Source organism: Cobetia crustatorum (genome assembly GCF_000591415.1).
GTDB classification, from domain to species: domain Bacteria; phylum Pseudomonadota; class Gammaproteobacteria; order Pseudomonadales; family Halomonadaceae; genus Cobetia; species Cobetia crustatorum.
Map to the genome: position 1 here is coordinate 33,446 of NZ_JEMF01000043.1, position 21,845 is coordinate 55,290.

18 protein-coding genes and 1 pseudogene are annotated in these 21,845 nt (G+C 57.5%); 8 read left to right on the forward strand and 11 right to left on the reverse strand.

Annotation, left to right across the window (positions count from 1 at the left end; translation table 11 throughout):
• Positions 1–191 precede the first annotated feature (191 nt).
• Positions 192–725: a hypothetical protein gene (locus tag BF12_RS0110385; protein WP_024952219.1), complete on the forward strand. Its 534-nt coding sequence runs from the start codon at positions 192–194 to the stop codon at positions 723–725.
• A gap of 210 nt (positions 726–935) precedes the next feature.
• Here BF12_RS0110385 and BF12_RS0110390 read toward each other — a convergent pair whose 3' ends face one another.
• The 10 genes from BF12_RS0110390 to BF12_RS19645 form a co-directional block, all read right to left on the reverse strand.
• The gene (locus tag BF12_RS0110390) at positions 936–1,973 is read right to left on the reverse strand and encodes a hypothetical protein (protein WP_024952220.1); all 1,038 of its coding nucleotides are present in this window, start codon (positions 1,971–1,973) and stop codon (positions 936–938) included.
• Positions 1,974–2,190: 217 nt separating this feature from the next.
• Positions 2,191–3,396, reverse strand: a complete 1,206-nt coding sequence (locus BF12_RS0110395; RefSeq protein WP_024952221.1) for a dicarboxylate/amino acid:cation symporter — start codon at positions 3,394–3,396, stop codon at positions 2,191–2,193.
• Positions 3,397–3,603: 207 nt separating this feature from the next.
• Complete coding sequence (locus BF12_RS19640; RefSeq protein ID WP_248623670.1) at positions 3,604–4,581, reverse strand: MFS transporter; 978 nt, start codon at positions 4,579–4,581, stop codon at positions 3,604–3,606.
• Between the two features lie 20 nt (positions 4,582–4,601).
• A complete protein-coding gene (locus BF12_RS22820; protein ID WP_248623671.1) occupies positions 4,602–4,835 on the reverse strand; it encodes a hypothetical protein in 234 nt (77 codons plus the stop codon).
• Positions 4,836–5,080: 245 nt separating this feature from the next.
• Positions 5,081–6,091: a LacI family DNA-binding transcriptional regulator gene (locus BF12_RS0110405; protein WP_024952222.1), complete on the reverse strand. Its 1,011-nt coding sequence runs from the start codon at positions 6,089–6,091 to the stop codon at positions 5,081–5,083.
• A 119-nt stretch (positions 6,092–6,210) separates the two neighbouring features.
• Positions 6,211–7,116, reverse strand: a complete 906-nt coding sequence (gene rbsB / locus BF12_RS0110410; RefSeq protein ID WP_024952223.1) for a ribose ABC transporter substrate-binding protein RbsB — start codon at positions 7,114–7,116, stop codon at positions 6,211–6,213.
• A 120-nt stretch (positions 7,117–7,236) separates the two neighbouring features.
• Positions 7,237–8,214, reverse strand: a complete 978-nt coding sequence (rbsC, locus tag BF12_RS0110415) for a ribose ABC transporter permease (protein WP_024952224.1) — start codon at positions 8,212–8,214, stop codon at positions 7,237–7,239.
• Complete coding sequence (locus BF12_RS0110420) at positions 8,214–9,827, reverse strand: sugar ABC transporter ATP-binding protein (RefSeq protein WP_024952225.1); 1,614 nt, start codon at positions 9,825–9,827, stop codon at positions 8,214–8,216. The genes rbsC and BF12_RS0110420 overlap by 1 nt, the downstream gene beginning before the upstream one ends.
• A gap of 11 nt (positions 9,828–9,838) precedes the next feature.
• Positions 9,839–10,258 (reverse strand): D-ribose pyranase, encoded by a 420-nt coding sequence (rbsD, locus tag BF12_RS0110425; protein WP_024952226.1) that lies wholly within the window; start codon positions 10,256–10,258, stop codon positions 9,839–9,841.
• Between the two features lie 262 nt (positions 10,259–10,520).
• Positions 10,521–12,143 carry an MFS transporter gene (locus BF12_RS19645; protein ID WP_024952227.1) on the reverse strand — a complete coding sequence of 541 codons (1,623 nt, stop codon included), beginning with the start codon at positions 12,141–12,143 and terminating at the stop codon, positions 10,521–10,523.
• A gap of 556 nt (positions 12,144–12,699) precedes the next feature.
• On the opposite strand from BF12_RS19645, the gene BF12_RS0110435 reads away from it, so the two are divergent.
• From BF12_RS0110435 to BF12_RS0110465, 7 genes are all read left to right on the forward strand, one after another.
• On the forward strand, positions 12,700–13,743 hold the full coding sequence (locus tag BF12_RS0110435; RefSeq protein ID WP_024952228.1) for a DctP family TRAP transporter solute-binding subunit: 1,044 nt from the start codon (positions 12,700–12,702) through the stop codon (positions 13,741–13,743).
• A 258-nt stretch (positions 13,744–14,001) separates the two neighbouring features.
• Positions 14,002–14,535 carry a TRAP transporter small permease gene (locus BF12_RS0110440; protein ID WP_024952229.1) on the forward strand — a complete coding sequence of 178 codons (534 nt, stop codon included), beginning with the start codon at positions 14,002–14,004 and terminating at the stop codon, positions 14,533–14,535.
• Entirely contained in the window at positions 14,525–15,820 is a 1,296-nt protein-coding gene (locus tag BF12_RS0110445) for a TRAP transporter large permease (protein WP_024952230.1), read from the forward strand. The genes BF12_RS0110440 and BF12_RS0110445 overlap by 11 nt, the downstream gene beginning before the upstream one ends.
• 628 nt (positions 15,821–16,448) lie before the next feature.
• Positions 16,449–16,691 (forward strand): DUF1656 domain-containing protein, encoded by a 243-nt coding sequence (locus BF12_RS0110450; RefSeq protein ID WP_024952231.1) that lies wholly within the window; start codon positions 16,449–16,451, stop codon positions 16,689–16,691.
• Positions 16,692–16,788: 97 nt separating this feature from the next.
• On the forward strand, positions 16,789–17,733 hold the full coding sequence (locus BF12_RS0110455; RefSeq protein WP_024952232.1) for an efflux RND transporter periplasmic adaptor subunit: 945 nt from the start codon (positions 16,789–16,791) through the stop codon (positions 17,731–17,733).
• Positions 17,734–17,736: 3 nt separating this feature from the next.
• Positions 17,737–19,962, forward strand: coding sequence for an FUSC family protein (locus BF12_RS0110460; protein WP_024952233.1), 2,226 nt, complete (start codon positions 17,737–17,739; stop codon positions 19,960–19,962).
• 293 nt (positions 19,963–20,255) lie between these two features.
• Positions 20,256–20,639 carry a hypothetical protein gene (locus BF12_RS0110465; protein ID WP_024952234.1) on the forward strand — a complete coding sequence of 128 codons (384 nt, stop codon included), beginning with the start codon at positions 20,256–20,258 and terminating at the stop codon, positions 20,637–20,639.
• A 166-nt stretch (positions 20,640–20,805) separates the two neighbouring features.
• Here the strand turns inward: BF12_RS0110465 and BF12_RS23565 are convergent.
• Positions 20,806–21,845, reverse strand: a pseudogene (locus BF12_RS23565) (IS1380 family transposase); the annotation flags it as partial.

Below are 21,845 nucleotides of genomic sequence, written 5' to 3' on the forward strand. Positions count from 1 at the left end.
GCTCACATCACTTTTAGGTGCATCTCGCACTGGCGCTATCGCGAAGTTGGGGTAAAATTGCAGCACGTAGTCCCCTATTTCGCATTCATGCCGTGCGGGTTGCGTGCAAATGCAGCACAAACTGAAGAACTGCGGTAGAATGTGCGCCCAGACTTTAGCTCTTTACCAATTATTCGAGGCAACATAGCAGTATGACCGACGCCACTCTTGACGATCAGCTTGCATCCCTGTTTCAGGAGCAGGACACCAAGCAAGACCAGAATGCCCGCATCAAGGAGCTGGAACGTCAGCTGCGTGAAGCTGCCAAGGAAGCCGACAAGCTCCGTAGTGCCCGTGACAAGGCCAAGAAAGAAGTTGAGGAGCTGCGCGCGCGTAATGAGCGTCTCAGCGAAAAGGCGAATGCTTCTGACAAGCATCGCAAGCAGATTGAACACGAATTCAATCAGAAGCTGGTCCAGTACAAGGCACGTCTGGCGCGCGAGCAGGCAATTGCCCAGTCTCGCATGATGCCGATGGGTGCTTCTGCTGAAGACGAGCAGACTGAAGAAGATGCAGCAACGCTTGAAGACCTCGGTCTGAACGCTGCTGCTATCCGCGCCCTGACGGATGCTGGCTACGATGACGTTGCCAAGGTACGCAAGGCGCACGCTGATGGCGTGATTGCAGAAGTGAAGGGTATTGGCCCCAAGGCTCAGTCCCAGATCACTGAAGCGCTCGACGCCTGAGATAGACCTTTCGGTATCGCTTGATGGGTACCGGATGTCGATGATGGCCCTTCAGTATCGATTGGCCGCTGTCAGCTTCTCCTGTGAAGCATGATTGGCGGCCATCTGTTTGGTCAGACGCATCATCGAATGCTGTCACTCGCGACATGAAAAACCCGCCAATTGCTCTTTATAGCAGATGGCGGGTTTTTTATGTCTTGAAAATGAGTGTCAGCCCTTGGCCGCCTCAGCCTTTGTCTGCGAGGGAGGTGTAGCGATGTCAGGCCAGGTGACCGCTGGCTGATCGCTGTCCTTGGGATCAAGCCAATCAGAGAGTGCCTTGCGCATGTCGACGGCTGGAATCGAATGGCCGTTCAGTGCATGGACCACGCGCGGCAGGCTCGGTGCTTCACCGGCCTCGGCAGGCCAGGCCTGCTTCAGCATAAAGGCGACCTTCATGGGCTCGTCGTCGTGCAGCGCATGTTGCACGCGCGCATGTTCGACGGCGAGTTGGTCCAGTTCACGGCTCAGTGTCGCGTCTTGTGTATCGGCCAGGCTGATCAGCAACATGCGCGGCAGGTCCAGCATGTTGGCGCGTGGTAGCCAATCCTTGGATAGCGGGTGGATCGCGATAAGACGTGTAGCATCATCTCCATTGAGGAAGGCTGCGTGAATCTTGCGGCTGTTGACCAGCGCCTTGGGCGCATCACCGGCGTATTCATCGCCTTCCAGCTCATCCAACGAACGCGGGCTGACCAGCTGCATGCTGGAACCCACCTTGACCTCGACCCACTGCTTGAGCGCCAGATGTGAACGGGCGTCATCATCCTTCATCGCAACGCGCATGGCGCGTGTGGTGTCGTTGAGGAAGCGAATCAGCATCTCGGCAGGCTCGAACAGCTTGGTATAGCGGATCAACTCATCACGTGCGACCAGGCTGACATCATCAAGGTCTGCGCCATCCAGTACGCGCAGTGTCAGTCCCTGGTCGATCAGCTCGCGTAGCATCTGTGGTGTGACGTAGACAGCATCCAGTGAGCCATCGGCCAGGCCTTGCTCGACTGCTTGGGTGTTGGCAAATTCCTTGAGTGTCAGCGGTGATGACAGGCTGCCTTGCGCTGCGAGCATTACGCTGGGGCTTGCGCTGACACCGGCATCTGTCGGCATGCCAATCTCGAGCGCATTGGCGGACTGGGCGCCCAGCAACAGCGAACCCACCAGACCAAGCTTTGATAGATGGGAGGGAACGGACAGAAAGGAACGGGACATCGTGCACTCCGGCAACGGGACGAATGGTGGCCATGAATGGCGGCTATGGTAGACGTTTGGAGTGTGACTGTCAGCGGCAGAGGCCTCGTTGCGGCGTCTTGTCGCTGAGACGAGGTTGTCCGTGCGTGCTGTCGTGGGTCAAAAAAACCTCCCGCCACATGAGTGAGGGGAGGTTGATGGGGCGTGTGAGTACTAGCCCGGGAGCGAGTGCCAGAAATCAGCGATTGCTGGCTGACTCGGCCGTGTTGAGGCACTCAGGTGACTTCTTCGACACGACACCATCGCGACGCGCGAAGTGATCGACCCACAGCGCGATGACACCGTCACCGGTGACGTTGGTAGCGGTACCGAAGCTGTCCTGCGCCAGATACAGCGCGATCATCAGGCCAAGTTCCGCTTCGCCGAAGCCGAGCATGCTGCCCAGCACACCCAGCGCGGCCATCACGGCACCGCCCGGCGCACCGGGAGCGGCAATCATGGTCAGGCCCAGCATGATCAGGAAGGGCACCATCTCACCGACACTCGCGATGTTCAGGTTGTGGCTCATCATCATCACAGCCGTGGCGCAGGTCACGATGGTGATGGTGGAACCGGACAGATGAATGGTCGCGCACAGCGGCACGCTGAAATCGGCCACCTCATCGCTCACGCCATTGGCCTTGGTCTGACGCAAGCTGACAGGTATGGTCGCTGCCGATGACATGGTGCCCAGTGCCGTCAGGTAGGCCGGCAGCATGTTGCGTAACAGACCTAGTGGCGAGCGACGCTGCAACAGGCCTGTCATCAGGTAGGCAGCGCTCAGCCAGACCCAATGCATCACGATTGCGAGTATCAATACCTTCCAGAAGGTATCCAGTGTGGAGAGCGCCTGGCCTTCATAGGCCATCTCGGCAAAGGTACCTGCGATGAAGAGCGGCAGTAGTGGAATGATCACGCGGTTGAGGAAGACATCGACGACTTCACGTGATTCAAAGACGGCGCTCTTCAGTGTCGACAGTTCACGTCGACTGATCACCACGCCGAATACAAAGGCCAGGACCAGCGCTGTCATCACCGGCAACGCGGCCGGGATTTCGAGATCGATGAAGGGGGCCAGTGCCTCGCGGCCCTCTGCGACCGGTGCCATGCCCGACAGCATGCCCGGCAGTAGGTTACTGGCCACCAGGAAGGCCAGGATGCCGGCCAGAATCGTCGAACCGTACGCCATGCCGACAGTGCGGCCCAGCATGGCGCCGGAATTTTTCGGCAGCGACGCGATGCCGCTCATGACGTAGAACAGAATGATCAACGGGATGGTGAAGTTGATCAGCTGGCCGATGATGATCTTCGCCGTCAGGGCGATGCGGACGAGAACATCCGGAGCCATCAGGCCGATCAGCAGACCGGCAATGATGCCGAGGATTAATTTAACGATGAGCTTCATGTGGATCTCGAAGGTTTGACGGGTTCTTGCCCAGATCGCAGGCCTTGAATCGCGTACCACTTCGTATTGCATCGCACTGAACAGACCCTGCGCATGCACCGAAATGGCGCGCAGAGTCTACCTGAATTACGCTGGCATTTCAGGCCACTAGCTTCCGGGAGCTCACCACGCAAGAATCGTCCTCGTCACTTCGCAAGGCCATCCGGCTCACGCCTTTGAAGTCACCGCTGGATCGCGACGCTGCTTGATGCCGTGATGGAGCAGCGCGGCAGCGGCCAGTGCCAGGCCGAAGATGGACAGACCCTCCCAGCCGTAGAGACTCATCACCTTGACGCCGATGGCAGAACCCGCTGCTGCACCCAGGTAATAGCCCAGCATATAGACGGCGTTCATGCGGCTCTGCGCCTTGGGATCAATCGAGAAGACGCGTACCTGGTTGGGAATCTGCGCACCGAAGACGCCGAGATCCAGCAGGATGATGCCCACGATCAATCCGGCCAGACTATCGCCCCAGAGCGCCAGTACCACGAAGGAAGCAACCACCATCAGCAACGCCAGCGTGATCAAACGACCAGCACCGACACGGTTGACCAGACGACCTGCTGCCTTGGCGCCGAAGATGCCGGCCAGTCCGATGATGCCAAACAACCCTGCCTGTTGAACGCTGTAGCTGAAGGGCGCATCGGTGACGTGAATGGCTAGCGTGGCCCACATTGCATTGAATGCTGCAAACCATAGTGCGCCGGTCAGTGCCGATTCACGTAGCAAGGCATGACGTTTGACGAGGGTGAGCATCGAGCTGATCAACTGCGGATACGCCATGCTGACCGAGGCTTTCTGGCTGGGCAGATGGCGATGTAGCAGCACACCAATGACCACGGCAATGATGGCTGTCACCAGGAAGACGCTGCGCCAGCCCCAGTACTCACCGATGGTACCGCTCAAGGTGCGAGACAGCAGGATGCCGATGGTCAGGCCTGTCATCAGCGTACCAATCACCTTGCCACGTGTTTCGGGTGTCGACAGCGATGCTGCCAGCGGAATCAGCTGCTGGGTGATGTTGGCGCCGAGTCCGACGACGAAGCTTGCGACCAGCAACGGCCAGAAGCTGGGCGCGAGAAAGACGCCCAGTGAGGCCAGTGACAGGGTGATCGATAGATTACGGATCAGTACGCGCCTGTCCATGGTGTCACCCAGAGGCGAAATCAGCAGGATAGCGGCGGCGTAGCAAACTGGGTCGCAGACGGTATCAGGCCGATAGTGCCTTGGCTCAGACCCAGTGAGGCGGCCATTTCGGCCAGTAGCGGCTGGTTGTAATAAAGATTGGCAGCGGTGGCGGCGACGGCAATGGCCATCAGCAGTAATAGCGCGCGTCCTATCGCCGGTGGCGTTTGGGTCTCTGTTGGGGATGTCTCTCTCAAAGGTGTCGCGCTGACCATGTCATGTCCTTGATGTCGTGTCCCGCGCGCCCTTGAGCAAGGGGCACAGATGGGGAATGACGGACAGTCTAGGGTCAGGAAATTTATAAGAGAAATGTTGATAATTGATATATTTGATATCAAATCAGTATGGATGCTGTGGGAAGAGAATTACGTGCATGCAATGGTTTCCTGCTCACTCATCGTGAGACAGGGCTGTCATAACGAGGTCTGTCGTCACAAGGCCTGTCGCGATGGGGCTGCCTTTACGCTGGAGTGGCGAGCTTGACGCTATCGCGTACCACCAGTGATGGTGCCAGCTGTGTCTGGCCCGGGAAGGGAGCGCCCTCCAGGCGAGCAATCAGCTGATCTACAGCGGTAGTGCCGAGCGCGTAGATCGGCTGGCGGAGGGTGGTCAGCGCTGGACTGAGGTAGGCGCTGATCTCGATATCGTCATAGCCGATGATGGAGAGGTCTTCCGGCACGCGAATGCCCATATCCTGTGCGGCGCGCAGACAGCCGAGCGCCAGAAGATCATTGAAGGCAAATATCGCCTCAGGGCGATCCGCGGGATTGGCCAGCAGCAGATGAGCGGCGCGATGACCATCGGCCAGCATCAACTCTGTCGCGACTTGCCAGTCTTCAGGCAGCCCCTGCCCGGCATTACATAACGCGGACATGGCGCCGGCGAGACGCTCGCGCGAGCGGGCGTGGTCCGTGGGGCCAGTCAATAGTGCGATGCGTTCAATGCCTTGTGCCAGCAGATGCTCGATGGCCAGCCGTCCGCCGAGATGTGAGTCGTCATTGACTACCGTCATATCCCAGCCCGGTTGTGGATCGGCGTCCATCATGACCGTTGGCAGAGGCAGTGCGCTGAGCGCCTCGAGAAAGCCCGCACCATTCTTGGCTGTCATCACGACCAGGCCATCGATGCGCTTGTCGCGAAGCGTGGCCAGATAATTGAGCTGCTTGTCATCGATATCGTCGCTGTTGCACAGGATCAAGCTATAACCTGCCTGGTAGCAGCGGTCCTCGACGCCACGAATGACCTCGGCAAAGAATGGGTTATGTGCGCTGGTGACAATCATCCCTAGCGTGCGGCTACGATTGGATTTCAATGCCCGCGCTACGCTGTCGGGGCGATAGCCCAGCGCGGCAATCGCATCACGCACTCGCACTTCGGTGGCACTGGCCACCGGGCGCGTGGCATTGACGACATGTGAGACCGTCGTTACTGATACGCCCGCGCGTGCTGCCACATCCTTGAGTCGAATCACGTTACGGTTCCTTGAAATTCTGGCGGGAGAGGCGAGGCATGCTCATTGTCCAAATACGAACGCCGACTCAAGGCCGGCGTTCGATCACTGCTATTGATTGCCATGGGCGCCGATCGGGCTTACTGGGTAATCAACTTGAGCGGCACGGCGGTGGTCTCTTCGACCTTCTCGCCCTTGAGTAGCTTGTCAGCCACTTCGACCCCCAGGCTACCGATCAGTGCCGGCTGCTGAGCGACGGTCGCATCCATCTTGCCCGCCTTGACTGCCTTGATACCTTCATCGGTGCCATCAAAGCCGACCAACAGGATGTCCTTGTTTGCTGCTTGTAATGCACGCTGAGCACCAAGTGCCATCTCGTCATTCTGTGCGAACACAGCGTTCACTTCCGGATGTGCCTGCAGCAGGTTCTCCATCACATTGAGGCCTTGGGTGCGGTTGAAGTTGGCCGGCTGGCTGGCGACCAGGCTGATGTCCGACTTACCTTCAATGGCCTTCATGAAGCCTTCACCACGATCACGCGTGGCGGAGGCCCCAGCGACGCCTTCCAGCTGAACGACTTGGCCTTTGCCCTCAAGCTTGTCGGCGATGAACTCGCCGGCCAGCTTGCCACCCGCAACATTATCGGACGCCACGTGGGCCGCGACATGCCCGCCATTGGCGCTGCGATCAAGTGTCACCACTGGTACATCTCGGCCATTGGCGGTGCGCACGCTGGAAACGACGGCATCGGAATCGGTCGGGTTGATCAGCAGCAGATCGACACCACGAGACAGGGCATCTTCTACATTGGACAACTCGCGCGCTGCATCATCGCCGGAATCCAGCACGATCAACTCGTGGCCCAATTCTGCCGCCTTGTCCTTGGCGCCCTGCTGAAGACTGACGAAGAACGGATTGTTCAGCGTCGATACGACTAGCGCGATCTTGTCGGCCATGGCCGACTGGGTGGTCACAAGTCCTAGACCCGCTGTCACGACGGTGGTGGCGATGGCTGTCTTGATGGAGCTGGCAAGATGTTTCTTCATGAGATATTTCCTTGTTGGCGTTGGCCCTGCGGTTGGCGAGCAGAGCCGGGCTTTCGATGCTGCGAGAATGTTGTTGTGTTGCTTCGTCTGGCTTCTCTGTGATCTTTCTCTAAACCTGATCTATTTCTGTGCGCGGCTGTCGATCAGGACGGCGAGCAGGATAACCGCGCCCTTGGCAATCATCTGGTAGTAGCTCGAGACGCCCATGATGTTGAGGGCATTATTGAGCACCCCGATCACCAGCGCGCCGATCAAGGTGCCAAAGATGCGCCCACGGCCACCCATCAAGCTGGTGCCGCCAATGACGACAGCTGCGATGGCATCTAGCTCATAACCCGTGCCGGCATTGGGCTGGGCAGAGCCGAGGCGTGCAGCGAGGATGGCACCGGCCAGCGCTGCAAAGGCCCCGGCGATAGCATAGACGCTGATCTTGATGCGATTGACGTTGATACCGGAGAGGCGCGCGACCTTTTCGCCGCCGCCGACGGCATAGACGTGACGCCCGAAGCGGGTGTGATGCAGCACGCCCCAGCACAGCACGTAGACGAAGAACATCATGTAGATCGGGATCGGTACGCCCAGCCAGTAGCCGCCGCCCAAGTTCCAGAAGCTGTCAGCGGCTTCGCTGACGCCGATGGAGACTGGACGTCCATCGGTATAGACAAGCGTTGCGCCTCGTAGCACTGTCATCGCGACCAGTGTCACGATAAAGGCTTGAATGCGACCAAACGCGACAAACAATCCCGAGATGGCCCCGAGTGCAGCGCCGGCCACGATGGTGCCCGGCACGCTCAGCCACGGTGACAAGCCAGCGGCAGTCATTGAGGCAGCGAAGGCACCGGTCAAGGCAAGCACTGCGCCTACGGACAGGTCGATGCCAGCGGTCAGGATCACGAAGGTCACACCCATCGCGATAATGGCGTTGATACTGGTTTGACGCAGCACGTTAAGCAGATTGTCTGTCGACAGGAAGTTGTCGGACAGGCCCGCGCTAACCGCGATCAGTAGCGCCAGTGCAATTAGCGCCTTGTTGTCGACCAGCAGGCGCATCATGTCGATGCGGCGTGCGCTACTGGCGGAAGAAGAAGGTGTGGACATCAGATCGGCATCTCGTTGCAGGAAGAGGAGAGAGGAGAGGCAGTAGAGTTCGAGGCGGCAGCGCTGGTACTGAGATCACTCTCAAGGCCAGAGGCAGCGGTCATGATGGCTTCCTGGGTGGCATTCTCGCGGCTGAACTCGCCGGAGATACGCCCGTCGGCCACCACTAGAATGCGATCAGCGAGGCCCAGCAGTTCCGGCATCTCGGAGGAGATCAGCAGGATGCACTTGCCTTGACGCTTGAGCTCATTGATCAATAGGTAGATTTCACGCTTGGCGCCAACATCCACGCCGCGTGTCGGCTCATCAAGGATGACCAGCTCTGGTGCGGGCATCAGCGCTTTGGCCAGCGAGACTTTCTGCTGATTGCCGCCGGACAGCGTATCGACCGGCTGAGCGGTATCGCTGATCTTGATCTGCATGCTCTTGACGAACTGGTCCACCGCGGCAGCTTCCTCTCCGTGACGGATGCGTCCAAAGGCACCACAGAAGTTTGGCAGGGCGCTGAGTGACATGTTGTTGGCAACCGAGTGCGACAGAATCAATCCGGCCTGCTTGCGGTCTTCCGGTACATAGACCAGACCTGCAGCGAGCGCTGCGCCCGGTGAGGAAAATTGCTGGCGCTGCCCCTTGAAGATGACGTCGCCACCACTGATGCGGGTATCACCACACAGTGCTCGCGCAAGCTCGGTGCGCCCAGCGCCCATCAGGCCGCCAAAGCCAAGTACTTCACCGCTGTGCGCCGAGAAGCTGATGCCATTCACTCCAGGCGCGGTCAGATCATTGACCTCCAACATCACTTCACCCTCGAGGCTTGCGGGGATGAATGGATAGCGCTCGGCCAGCTCTCGGCCAACCATCAGGCGAATCAGCCCATCCTCATCGAGATCAGCAGTCGGTCCCTGATGAATCATCTGGCCGTCACGTAGCACGGCAACTTCATCGCACATACTGAAGATTTCATTCAGGCGATGAGTGATCAGTACCAACGAGCGGCCTTCTGCGCGCAGCTCAGTGACGACCTCGGCCAATATCCCGGTTTCGATGTCCGTCAGGGCGTCCGTCGGTTCATCCATGATGATGATTTCGGCATCCAGCGACAGCGCGCGTGCAATCTCGACCATTTGCTGCTGACCGATACTCAGCTCACCGACCGCCGTGCGTGAATCCAATGACTGGCGCAGACGTGCCAGCAGGCGACTGGCATCACCGTGCAATCGCTTCCAATCGACAGTGCCGATTTTTGTACGCGGCTCACGACCGAGAAATATGTTCTCGCCGGCGGACAGGCCCGGTACCAGATTCAGCTCCTGGTGGATGATGGCGATCCGGCTATCCATTGCCTGGCGTGGCGTCGTGAAGACAACTTCCTCGCCTCGTAATGACAGCGTGCCCGCATCGTAGCGATACACGCCGGAGAGAATTTTCATCAGCGTCGACTTGCCGGCACCGTTCTCGCCTGCGAGCGCATGTACGCGCCCGGCACGCAGTGTCAGGTCGACGCTCTTTAGCACGCTGACACCCGAAAAGCCCTTGTCGATACCACGCAGCGCCATCAGCACGCGTGGCTCTTCGCTCACGTCGCTGACAGCGGCCTGGCCGTTGCTCGTCAAAAGCGCACTCATTAGAAGGGTACCCCGCAATGCAAGATCAGGTTGGCGTAAGGGGTACATTCGCCGGTACGCACGATCACGCTGGCCTTGGTCAGTTCGGCCTTGAAGGCCTCATGGCTTAGCTCATGGCGAATCATGGCTGTCCCGGTCTGGTGTTCAATGGCTGCAAGGCGTGTGGTGAGGGTGTCATGCAGTGCCGGGCTCTTCAGCGGCAGCTCTTCGGCCAGTGTCACCGCTTCGATGCACAGTTCGTCGAGCAGCGCATCCAGCACTGGCAGCATACCGGGCAGACCAGGCACGACGGCAAGATCGACACAGGACACTCCGGCCGGAATGGGCAAGCCGGCATCCGCGATGACTAGCGTCTGGGTGTGCCCGAGGCGAGCAAGATGTCCGCTGAGCGGGGCGTTCAATATGCCATGTCGTTTCACGTCTCAGTCCTTGAAAGGGGCAGGGGTGAGCCGATCCAGTCGTTTACTTGACGGGTTCACAATGGTGCCAAGTATGGACCGCAAACGTTTGCGGTGCGGTAGGCGAAACGTCGTAGATGCTGTAAGGAGACTACTTTTTTGTAGTTTGAGGGTAAGTTTCAGTGGGATTTGGACAGCGGCTTTAACAGGCAGAATCAAAAACACCGCCCTCAAGGCGGTGTTTTTGATGATCGATGCTAGCAGCGGTTAGATAGGGAGAAGGCTAGTAGCTCTCGCGTTCAGGCTCGGTTTTCACGCGTCGCTCCTCTTCGGAGAGATGTTGCGCTTGCTCATCGACATGGCCATCCAGCTGCCAGTCATCTTCCATGCCGGTAACGCGATCATTCATCACGCCTTCATCGCTATCAACCTGCTGAACTGCGTCGTCGCCTTCCTCACTCTCCCGTTCGGCGTCGCGCTTGGCTTCAAGTTCTGCCTCTATCTCTGCTTCCAGTGCAGGGTCGGCGTCAAAGTCGAATTCCAGCTGGCCGGTGTCTGGCTCCGTGATGGCTTCTTCGACCCAGACAGCCCCCAGTGGGCTGGTGGTCGAGGGCGCGACAACGTAATGGCCGGGGTGATTCCCGTCATCATCCCCGAGTTCCTGGCGTGGCTTGCCGGTAACACTGGCGGCGACGATCACGATCAGAATGTGAACTGCAGCCAGCGTATAGAGGAAACCGTTGGCGCCGAAGCGCTCCATCAGCAGGCCTGCGGTCAGCGGGCCGAGGATAGCGCCGGCGCCATGGACTAGTACCAAGGTGCCGCTGGCGGAGATGATCTGCGGTGTGGTCAACAGATTGTTGGCAGCAGCCAAGAACAATGAGTACTGCGTGAGGATGAGTCCGCCAAGGCCCGCACCGAGCAGGGCCATGGTCCAAATGCCGCCACCGGTCAGTGGTATGCCGCCGAAGGAGAGCGAGATGGCGCCGACACTCGATACCAGGATGACTTTCTTTGCTGATATCTTGTCGGACAGCTTGCCGAGCGGCCATTGCAGTATCGCGGCCCCGAGGATGAAGGCACTCATGAACCACGAGACTTCCTGTAGCGACAAGCCTGCACGGTCAGCATAGACCGCGCCCATGCCAAACACGGTGCCGTTGGCGATGCCGGTTGCAAAATTACCCACGGTGCCAAGCGGCGCGAGACGCAGTAGACGCATCAGTCCCATGGCTTCCGGTTGTGCGCCTTCTGGCTGTGGTGAAGCCGATAGCAGCATCGGCACCAGGGCCAGTGACATGATCACCGAGACCAGAATGAATAGCAGGTAGGTGTCGGGATTACCGACATTAAGCAATAGCTGTCCGCCGCCCATTCCGAGATAGGTGATAACCATGTAGATGGCGAGTAGACGCCCGCGCATCTGGTTGGTCGCCTGGCTGTTGAGCCAGCTTTCGGCGACAACATAAAGGCCTGCAAACGCGAAGCCGGTAATGAAGCGCATCGCAATCCATACCTCAGGCACGACATACAGAGCATGCACCAGGATGCAGACCGAGGTGATCGAGGCGAGCGCCGCGAAGGTGCGTACGTGGCCTACCTTGCGCAGTTTGCGTGGTGCCAGCGTCGAGCCCAGCAGGAAACCGGCAAAGTAGGCCGACATGATCACGCCTGTCATCGTGTTGCTGAAACCTTCCGATGAGGCGCGTATCCCCAGCAGACTCCCTTGCAGTCCGTTGGCCAGCATCAGCATGCCAACGCCTAGCAGGAGAGACCACAGCACAATGGCAGCGCTCAGACTGCTGGCCGGCTTGTGGCTACTAGGCGGCAGCGTGTCGAGGTCCTGGCTTTCGTAAGCGGTCTCGAAGGCGGGAGTGGAGATAGATTCCTGCTGGGGGTTCTGCATGTAAGAGGGGCCTCATCTTCAGGGGGTAACGTTGGCAGTCGTGAGTCAATCCTTGGGAGAATGGCGGCCAGTCTACCCACCCTATGGCAGGACTGCGACAGGAAAGCACCAGACGAGAGCCGATGAGTCGCTGCTGGGTATGTGGGATTCATGAATGATACTGTATTAATATACAGCATCGATGCAAAGTGCATTTTCCTTAACTCACGAGCTTTTAATGACTGATTGGCTATCAAGAAAGGATTTGGCCCAGAAAAGGGCTTTCAGTGCTCTGTGAAGCGGTGATTTTTCGATGTTAAATGTCAAAATTTACGAATGCTGTATTTATATACAGCTCTGTGTCGCTTGATCTCCGGCGGTGGGCGAGTCTTCCCGTCGCATGGTCGAATGGTCACCCCGCCATGCAGATGAGAATCTTCTTCTGCATGCGTACTGCATGTGCGACATTCGTTGACGCGTGCAGTTAATGAACTAATGAAGGAATCATGAACACGCGCATGTTTTTGCTGTTGGACGCTGACACTTCACTCTAAAAATCATAATCAAGAGGTTATTCATGACCCTGCTTGCTGAACATATCACCGCCACGACACGCCGCCGTCCCTTCCTTGCCACGGGTCTACTCGGGCTGGCATTGATGACTCCGCTGATGGCCAATAACGCGCAAGCGCGTGAGTTGTCTGTGTCAACTGTACTGTCTGATGCTTTTCCGTGGGGGCAGGCCGCTGAAAAATGGGCCGAGCTGGTGAAGGAGCGCTCAGGCGGTGAACTGACACTGCGCGTCTATCCCAATGCCCAGCTGGTCGCAGGGGATCAGACCAAGGAATTCTCGGCCATGCGTCAGGGGCTGATTGATCTTGCGGTGGGCTCGACCATCAACTGGTCGCCGCAGGTACCCGAACTCAATCTGTTCTCGCTGCCGTTCCTGATGCCAGACCACGCAGCGATTGATGCGCTGACTCAGGGTGAGTCTGGCAAGCAGGTGTTTGCGGCAATTGAGTCCAAGGGCATCGTTCCGTTGGCATGGGGGGAGAATGGCTTCCGTGAAGTTTCCAACTCCTCACGTCCGATTGAGGCACCTGAGGACCTTAAAGGTCTCAAGATTCGCGTCGTCGGTTCGCCACTGTTCCAGGATACTTTCACTGCGCTGGGTGCCAACCCGACTCAGATGAGCTGGGCCGACGCCAAACCGGCACTGACGACTGGTGCGGTGGATGGTCAGGAAAATCCGCTGTCGGTATTTGATGTGGCACGTATCGATCAGGTTGGCCAGGCCCACCTGACGCTGTGGCACTACATGGCAGATCCGCTCATCTTTGCCGCCAATCAGCGTGTCTGGAAATCGCTCAACGAAGAAGAGCGCACGTTGCTGACTGAGACGGCGAAAGAGGCGGGTGCTTGGGAAACGGCCATGAGTCGCGAAGGCAACGCTCAACGGCTGGCGGATATCGAAAGCCGTGGCGTCAACGTGATCACGCTCGATGAAGACGCCATGCAGGCCTTCCGTGATGCTACACAGTCTGTCTACGCCAACTGGACGCCGAAGATTGGTGAGGCATTGGTCGAGACGGCGCGCACTGAGGTCGCTGCATCGCGCTAAATGCGTGGGGTGGTTTTCGTGATGACCCACTCTGCACGCTGCACGCTAGTGTTTCTTTCACTGAGGTTCTAGTGCTGCCAACGGGTGTGATGTCTCTCGCACTGGTGCGGAGTGTGTCGTTGATTCATGAGGTCTTGCGCCGAGGTCATCGTGCCTCGGCGTATGTGTGGATACAGTGGCATGTCCCAAGTTTCGCAAGATTCAGCTGATTCATCGTCCGGTGGCGCTGATCGCCAACCACCGGACGCTCCTTCTGCCATTGAGCATCCCAAGACGCGACCAGAATCCTGGCTGGCGGCGCTTGCCTTGGGGTTGATCGGTCTGATCAGCCTTGCCAACGTGGTGGTGCGCTATGCCACCAATGCGTCCTTTGCTTTCACGGAAGAGTTTTCCGTTTTCCTGCTGGTGTTGTTGACGCTGGCGGGCGCTTCAGTGGCGATTCGTCAGCAGGCACATATTCGTATTGCCCTGCTGGAGGATTATCTGCCACTGCCCGTGTGGCGTGTAGTCGTGGTGTTGCAGACACTGGCCTGTCTACTGGTGCTGGGCATGATTGTCTGGTTTGGCAGCCGCTTTGCGCTGGAAGAATATCAGTGGGAGTCACTCTCGCCGGGGCTAGGCCTGCCTAACTGGTGGTATGTGGTATGGCTACCTCTGCTCGCGGTCGCGATGATGTGGCGTCAGTTGCAGCAATGTAGTGATCGACTCAAGCACGGTCCTGAGCAAGATAGTCTTGAGCAAGACGCAAGCACCTCGTCTACTGCCAACGAGGAGCGTAATCATGAGTCCTGACCTCTGGTTGCTTGCCAGTTTCGTTGCGCTATTGGTACTCGGTGTTCCCGTGGCTTTCGCGCTTGGGTTATCGGGTGCGGTAGGCATCGTGGCGGGCTTGCCAGTGAACATGCTGGCGACATTGGGGACCAATACCTATAACAGCATTGCCAAATATCCACTGATCGCTATCCCACTGTTCATCCTGACGGGACTGGTATTCGAGCGGGCGGGGGTTGCAGCAAGACTGGTCCACTTTGCGCAAGCGCTGATCGGCCCTCGTCATGGTGGCTTGGCGTTGGTTGCGATATTGGTATGTCTGATCATGGGCGGGATGAGCGGCTCTGGGCCCGCTGATGCAGCGGCGGTCGCGATGGTCATGATCCCCAGTATGACGCGGGCAGGGTATCCCAAGGCCTTCTCTGCGACATTGATTGCGGCCTCCGCTTCGACGGCAATTCTGATCCCACCGTCCATCGCGCTGATTCTGTATTCCATCGTGGTGCCGGGCGTGGATCTGCGTGCACTGTTCGCGGCAGGGCTCATTCCTGGCCTGTTGGTCGGGGCAGCATTATTGATTCCGGCGTGGTATCTGTCGCATCGTTATCGCTGGGAGGATCCTGATCAGGTGACCCGCATTCCGCTGGGGCCAGCATTCCGCACGGCTATTCCAGCATTACTGGCACCCGTGATCATTCTCGGTGGATTGCGCTCAGGGCTGTTTACACCGACTGAGGCCGCTGTGGTCGCTGCCGCCTATGGGCTCTGCATCGGACTTTTCATCACACGGGAGCTAAAGCTATCGCAAGTATGGCAGCTGCTCGGTGAGGCCGCTGTCATCTCTGGTGTTGTCATGTTGATTATCGCGCTGGCGGGTATCTTTGCCTGGGCCGGCACCATGCTGGGGACTTTCCGCCATCTGGCGGAGTGGCTCATTACGCTCTCGGACAGTGGCACTGTGCTGCTGATACTGGTGATGATCGCTGTATTGATTGCCGGCATGCTGCTGGATGCGGTGTCGATCTACTTGATCCTGATGCCGGTACTGATTCCCGTGATGCAACACTTTGGCTGGCATCCAGTGTGGTTCGGCATTCTGTTGGCGATGAATATTGCCATCGGACAGTTTACCCCTCCTGTTGCGGTCAACCTGATGGTGACCAGTAGTGTGGCGGGAGTGCGGCTTGAGAAGACGGTAGGCTGGGCGCTGGTGTTCGTCGTTGCGATGTTGGGAGCACTGGCGGTAGTGATGCTGTTCCCGGAGCTGGCGCTATGGCTACCCCGTACGCTGGGCTATGCCGTCTAGTCGACATTTTTACAGAGGTGGTTTCGAGTAAAGCTGTTGCAGCAAGAACAAAAAACGGCTTGCCTTATAGGTAAGCCGTTTTTTTGTGCCCATGTGGCAGAATATTTTTAAGCGTAATTATTTCAATTGCTTGGGGGATTCTTCGTTGCTAGAAATTCGCATTTATGGATGAAGCGTTAGCAATATGAAGAAGGAAGTGCATGAATCACGTAGCTGCCTGTGGCGGCATGAATTTGTGGAGTTCGCCTGATGCAACGTGGCGTGAGTCGAAAAAAATGTTAGCCTGCATATTAATGCTATCGTCATTTTTCATTGCCTGACACTTTAGGAGGGTGGCGACGCTTGAATGATTGATGAAGTGCCACCATCGTTTAACGCTGGCTGGACGCTATGGTTTTGCTCGCGCTGTAGAATGAACGTGAGGCTGGTAGATCTTGGCTGGCACCCTTCGGGATCGCTATAGCGCAGTTTCATGACCACATTGTCATGCCGCGTCATGCCTCTTTTGGGGCTTGGTACATGTTTGCGTTATGAATCGCAGCCTTGCTTGCCGTAAAATTTTTAAAGGCTGGCGTTGGCTTCATTGGTATTGCGCCCCGACTCGGGGCGCGTCAAAGGAAAAGAGTAGATGAACGAGACATCCGCAGACACTGGCTTCATGGCAGGCTTCAATGGGCTGCATGAAATGGTGGTGGGTGAATTTCTGATCAGTCCCATGCTGGTCTATGCCCTGGTGGCATTGCTGGCGGCTGGGCTTATTCGTTCGCTACTGCACCGTCTGCTAGCCAACCATGAGCTATGGTTCGAGGCTTGGTTTGATATTTCTCTCTTTATTATTTGCCTGGCTGCGGTGGTTGCACTGGTGACCTGAGCAGAACCTGGTATCACCGCTTGTGATCGGCGCTTTGTGAGAGTTCTCCTTCCGTTCGCCCGCCTCATCGCTGGATTAATTCTTCAAGGAACGCTGCATGAGCAAGTCCCTACAGAAAGTCGTGAAATGGATCATTACCCTATGCTTGGTGGCGACAGCTGTCTGGTGTGCTCTGTGGCTATGGAAAACCTATATGTATAGCCCCTGGACACGAGATGCGCGGGTACGGGCGGAAGTCATCACGTTAAGCCCCGATGTCTCGGGCTGGGTACGTGAGCTGAATGTGGCCGATACGACTCAGGTACATGAAGGTGACGTGATTCTGCAGATAGATCGTGCGCGTTACTCAGCCGCACTGGACAAGGCCAAGGCGAGCCTGGCGAGCACCAAGGCCACGTTGCGCCTCAAGGAACACGAGGCCAGTCGTCGCGGCCGCCTGAACAGCAATGCGATCAGCGAAGAGGCGCGCGATACTGCACGTTTGGAGGCGGAAGTGGCACGTGCCGATGTTCAACAGGCTGAAGCCGCCATGGAGTCTGCTCAGTTGGATCTCGACCGTACTCAGCTAACGGCACCTGCTGATGGCAGCATTCTCAACATGCATCTGAGTCAAGGTAACTATGTGACAGCGGGCACGTCCGTGATGGCACTGATCAAGAATGACTCTTTCTATCTCAGCGCCTACTTTCAGGAAACCAAGCTGCAACACGTGCGCCATGGTGATTCGGTTCAGATTACCTTGATGAGTGGTAACGAAAGCTTCAAGGGGCATGTCGTCGGAATTGGCCAGGGCATCGCGGATAGCAACACCACTATCAATGCACAGCAGCTACCTCAAGTGAGTCCTACTTTCAGCTGGGTGCGTCTTGCGCAACGTATTCCGGTACGGGTTGAATTTGATGATATCAAGGCGGTACGTGCCTCCGGTATCAATCTGGCGTCAGGGATGACAGCGACCGTTAGACTGTTGCGCGACGTTTCAGATACCACCGCTAAAGAAGATTCTGCGCTCTCAGCAGCAGATGCTTCCGGGACTCCTTAACGCATGTCGCCTGCACTCGCTGCCTTTCTAAAACCAACGCCATTTGCGCTCAAGTTCGCCTGTAAGGGTGTGCTTGCCATGGCGTTGGCACTTTATGCTGCCTTTTATTTTGACCTTGATCGCCCGTATTGGGCATTGATCTCGGCGGCCTTTCTGCAAATACGACCGATGTCCGGCATGGTGGTCGAGAAGGGGATCTGCCAGGTGGGTGGCACCTTTGTCGGCATCTGTGTCGCGGCAGTCATCATGGGGCTATTTGCCCAAGTACCGGAGCTTGCGCTTGGCAGCGTTACGCTCTGGATTGGCCTCTGTATCTACGGTGCCTCGCTGACGCACAACAATCTGTCTTATGGCTGTGTCATGGGGGCAGTTGCCTGCATGATTGTGGTGGTACTGACATCCTCTGCTCCCGGTAACTTTTTCACAGTGGCACTCGCGCGTTTAAGTGAGCTGAGCCTGGGGGCATTGTGTGCTGTGCTGGTGAGTGCGTTGATCTGGCCGATTCGTGTACGCAATCATCTTGGCGTGCTGGCGGATACTGCCGTGAATGCCACTTTCCGCTATATGGCACTTGCGTTCTCGATGCCACTCAATTCAGCGCAAGAGAGAGGCCTGTCTGGAAGTCAGGCGCAGCGCGCGCAGAATATGGATGAGCGTAAGGCGATGCTGGACCAGTTGATGACGGGACTTGATGCGCTCAATAATCTCGAGATAGACGCTCATTCCGCGCGTTATGAAGGGCCGCAGGGCAAGGGGCGCATTCGGGGAGTCCATCTGCTGACGCGTCGGAGTATGCGGCTCTATGCGACCTTGAAGGCGCTTCATCAGTTGCGCCATCCTGAATTCTTCATATCTCATCAGGACGAACAAGATGCCAAGGCGTCTGGTTCGCAGCATGCGAATCAGACGGAAGGTTCGAACGTTGCGCTGATGTCAGAGCGTTTTAGCCAGCCCACCATTGATCTCATGCAGCGATTGGGGGCTGCCTTTCAGAGTATGGCGGATAACCAGGGGACTGATCAGGCCCGCGCTACGCTCAAGGAGCTACGGGGCGAATGTCTGCGACTGTCACGCGGGCATCGCAGTATCAAAGCACTTGAAGCACGACTGCTCTTCAGTTTGCGTGAAGTCCTGGGACACACGCTGGTGATGCTGCAGGCCCGAGAGGTCATCAACCATCCGGGGCGTCATCAACTACGTCAGCCCAGCATGAGCTGGCATCGGGATCATGGCCGTGCGGCGACCAACGCACTACGCGCGATGTGTATTTTCGGCGTGACGGCAACATTCTGGGTCGCGACGGCATGGGATAACGGTGCAGTCGCCATGCTGCTGGGCACGCTATTCTCTGGCATCTTTGCGAGTCGTGATGATCCTGCGCCCATCATTCCCATGGTGCTGAAAGGTCTGCTGTTTGCAGTGCCCAGCGTATTGTTGTTTGGCAATGTGCTGCTGAGTCAGGCTCAGCATTTTGTGCCCTTTATTCTTATTCTCAGTATCCCGCTATTTCTTGGGCTGATGGGATCGGTCGTACCTGTGTTGGCAGGTATCTGTCTCCCATTCGTGGTCTTCAATATTCTGTTGGTGATGCCAGATAACGGCATGACCTTTGATGTCGCCTATACACTCAATAGAAGCCTGGCGGCAGGTATTGGGCTGGTAGTGACCATTCTTGGCTTCCGATTGATACCAGTGCCGGGCGCCAGCTGGGATAGGAAGCAACTGATTCGCTCCACGATCAGTGATATTCGTGAACTGTCTGAACGCTCCACCGAGCGATTGGATAGCTGGTTCGGTGGACGGATGGGCGATCGCCTGTTGCGTCTTGCGCGTCATGAACAAGCGCGTAATCAGGAGCAAGTCGCACGTGGGGTGAGTAAGGAAGGTGAGCTTGAGCAGAAGATATCGGGTAGCCCGCTGTTATCGCTTGGACTTACCGGAATGGATATCGGGCGTGGCATCAGCTTTGTACGTAGAGAGTTGGGAAGCAAGATGCCCAAAGAAGTCGAGCGGGCATTGAAGGCACTTATTCTTACGCTGGCGGAAGACTTTGAGCGTGCGACACGCGGTGAGCGCCCGTGCCATCTCGAGTCTGCCGGCAATCGCCTCTGCGAGGCCATTGCGACGCACAAGAGCATGAGTCGTCACAAGCAGGCCTTGCTGGCGGGTTGGCTGGCCCGTATTCACCTGACGCTCGATAGTGATGCCATTCGGCAGCATCACGGCTGAGGAAGAGGCGGACTGTCCTTGCCAAGATAATCTGTCATATTATCTTTGGATTGCCCATCGTTACCGGTGGGCAATGGCATTTCTATTCGTGATTTTACTGTGGAATGAATAATAAAGAGTGCGTTAAATAAATAGCGGGGAAGGTTGAACGTATGTCGGACAGACCTTGCTGTTATTGCATTTCATTGAAAATATTCCATGCGAAGGTTCTTAATTATATTATCTGCGCTATGATAAGCAGGATTGCTCACGAATGAGTGTAATGTATGAGCCCCCTACTGCGGGAGAGTGCGATGACTTTCATGAACGACATCAGTAACAGTGGGCGCGCCATTCCTGAGCGTTTTCGTCGAGTGACCTTTACGACTCAGTATCTTCATGAGCTGAATCTGTACGTGTTGCCAGCTGGCGAAGTGTTGCTACGCCTGAGCCAGGCAGGCGAAGACATCATGGTGCTGCAGTTCGATGATGAGCTCTATGCAGAATTCATTGCATCACGCATCGTGGATTGGGTCGCTGAAAATCCGGGAACCGATCAAGATGATCTCACTCTCTGGATCAAGACGCGTGCCCGTATTGAAGATGCGCAGCAACGACAACAGTCTCATCACCCCGCCTCATTCACGAGGGTTCTGATCGGGCAGTCTGAAGCTACGTGCCATCGGCATTGCTCGTAAGGATCCGTATTTCCGGCGTGAGCGCCTGCTTCGTAATGCCCGAACACTGCGTTTCTTTCGCCGATTTATAACCTCCAGGAATTAATCTCGACCTTCAAAGCAGCCGTGATCGCCGACCGCCCCGCGGCCGCTCGACTTCTGGTGCTGTGGTGGTCTCGCAGGAGCGTCAGCTCAGTGCGGTCAGCTTCGGCAGCCCCTTCAGTAGCGTCGGCCACCACTTGTCGGCGGCGGCACCCAGATGAACGGTGATTCGCCGAGCGTGCAGCCTCAGCGTGGCGGCGACCTTGAGCACCTGCTCGCGCATCCGACTCAGACTCCAGCCTTGTCGGGTTTGCCGCTCCAGGAGGCAGCGCAGGCCATGCAGGACCTGGTAGGCGTAGAGGCTCAGCAGCAGGCTCACCTCGTTGCGGGCCATCACGTCCTGAACGGTGGAGGCGCCACGATTGGTCGACGAGAGGTGCACGTCGAGCGCCGACTTCACCTCGCCCATATGGGCTTCGGCGCTGCCCCGCTTGCGATAGAGCGCCAGGATCTTCTCCGGCGGCCAGTCGAACTTGCCGAGGTTGGTGACCAGGAAGAAGGCATGCAGCAGCAGGTCATCGGGGCGTTCCTGCACCACCAGCACTACGCGACGCGGTGCCGGCCAGGAGCCGGTTGGTACTCCAGATCGTGGCACCACTCCCGAGGCTGCTCGGGTGGCCGGCCGGGTGGCCGCTTCAGGAGCGGTGCTGCCAGCTTCTGTAGACCGGTGTGACTGCGCAACCGGCCCAGGTATTCGATCTCCCGATCCTCCAGGGCCTCCAGCGTCGCGTTATCGGTAAAACCGGCGTCGATGCGCACACGAACCTGGGCGCCGGTGCTCTCGTTGAGTCGTCGTACCAGATGCGGGATCCAGGTGTCGGCGTTCTCGGCCGGGCCGGCGTTACCCTCTCGCAGTAGCCCGCCGACCATATCGCCGGTTTCGGCTAGCGAGGCGACCAGCGGTGAGTAGACCCGCGCACCGTAAAGGCCATGATACGCCGAGCCGCCCTGATGTCCGTGGACCTTGATTGGCAGGCCGTCGATATCCAGCGTCAGCTGCCTGGGCCGCTCCCCGTTCTTCAGCGAGGTCAGGCGCCAGAGCACCAGTCGCAGCAGGCCTTCATGCACGGCATCGATGTTGTCGTTGCGCCCGAGGCAGGTCAGCAGCCGCGACAGCGTGGCTTG

Bases quoted from the DNA above. Each gene is read 5' to 3' on its own strand.
- rbsB (WP_024952223.1), bottom strand. From the start codon at position 7,116: ATGAAGAAACATCTTGCCAGCTCCATCAAGACAGCCATCGCCACCACC.
- BF12_RS0110460 (WP_024952233.1), top strand. From the start codon at position 17,737: ATGTCGCCTGCACTCGCTGCCTTTCTAAAACCAACGCCATTTGCGCTC.
- BF12_RS19645 (WP_024952227.1), bottom strand. From the start codon at position 12,143: ATGCAGAACCCCCAGCAGGAATCTATCTCCACTCCCGCCTTCGAGACC.
- BF12_RS19640 (WP_248623670.1), bottom strand. From the start codon at position 4,581: ATGGACAGGCGCGTACTGATCCGTAATCTATCGATCACCCTGTCACTG.
- rbsC (WP_024952224.1), bottom strand. From the start codon at position 8,214: ATGTCCACACCTTCTTCTTCCGCCAGTAGCGCACGCCGCATCGACATG.
- BF12_RS0110455 (WP_024952232.1), top strand. From the start codon at position 16,789: ATGAGCAAGTCCCTACAGAAAGTCGTGAAATGGATCATTACCCTATGC.
- BF12_RS0110385 (WP_024952219.1), top strand. From the start codon at position 192: ATGACCGACGCCACTCTTGACGATCAGCTTGCATCCCTGTTTCAGGAG.
- BF12_RS0110465 (WP_024952234.1), top strand. From the start codon at position 20,256: ATGACTTTCATGAACGACATCAGTAACAGTGGGCGCGCCATTCCTGAG.
- BF12_RS0110435 (WP_024952228.1), top strand. From the start codon at position 12,700: ATGACCCTGCTTGCTGAACATATCACCGCCACGACACGCCGCCGTCCC.
- BF12_RS0110390 (WP_024952220.1), bottom strand. From the start codon at position 1,973: ATGTCCCGTTCCTTTCTGTCCGTTCCCTCCCATCTATCAAAGCTTGGT.
- BF12_RS22820 (WP_248623671.1), bottom strand. From the start codon at position 4,835: ATGGTCAGCGCGACACCTTTGAGAGAGACATCCCCAACAGAGACCCAA.
- BF12_RS0110395 (WP_024952221.1), bottom strand. From the start codon at position 3,396: ATGAAGCTCATCGTTAAATTAATCCTCGGCATCATTGCCGGTCTGCTG.
- BF12_RS0110445 (WP_024952230.1), top strand. From the start codon at position 14,525: ATGAGTCCTGACCTCTGGTTGCTTGCCAGTTTCGTTGCGCTATTGGTA.
- BF12_RS0110450 (WP_024952231.1), top strand. From the start codon at position 16,449: ATGAACGAGACATCCGCAGACACTGGCTTCATGGCAGGCTTCAATGGG.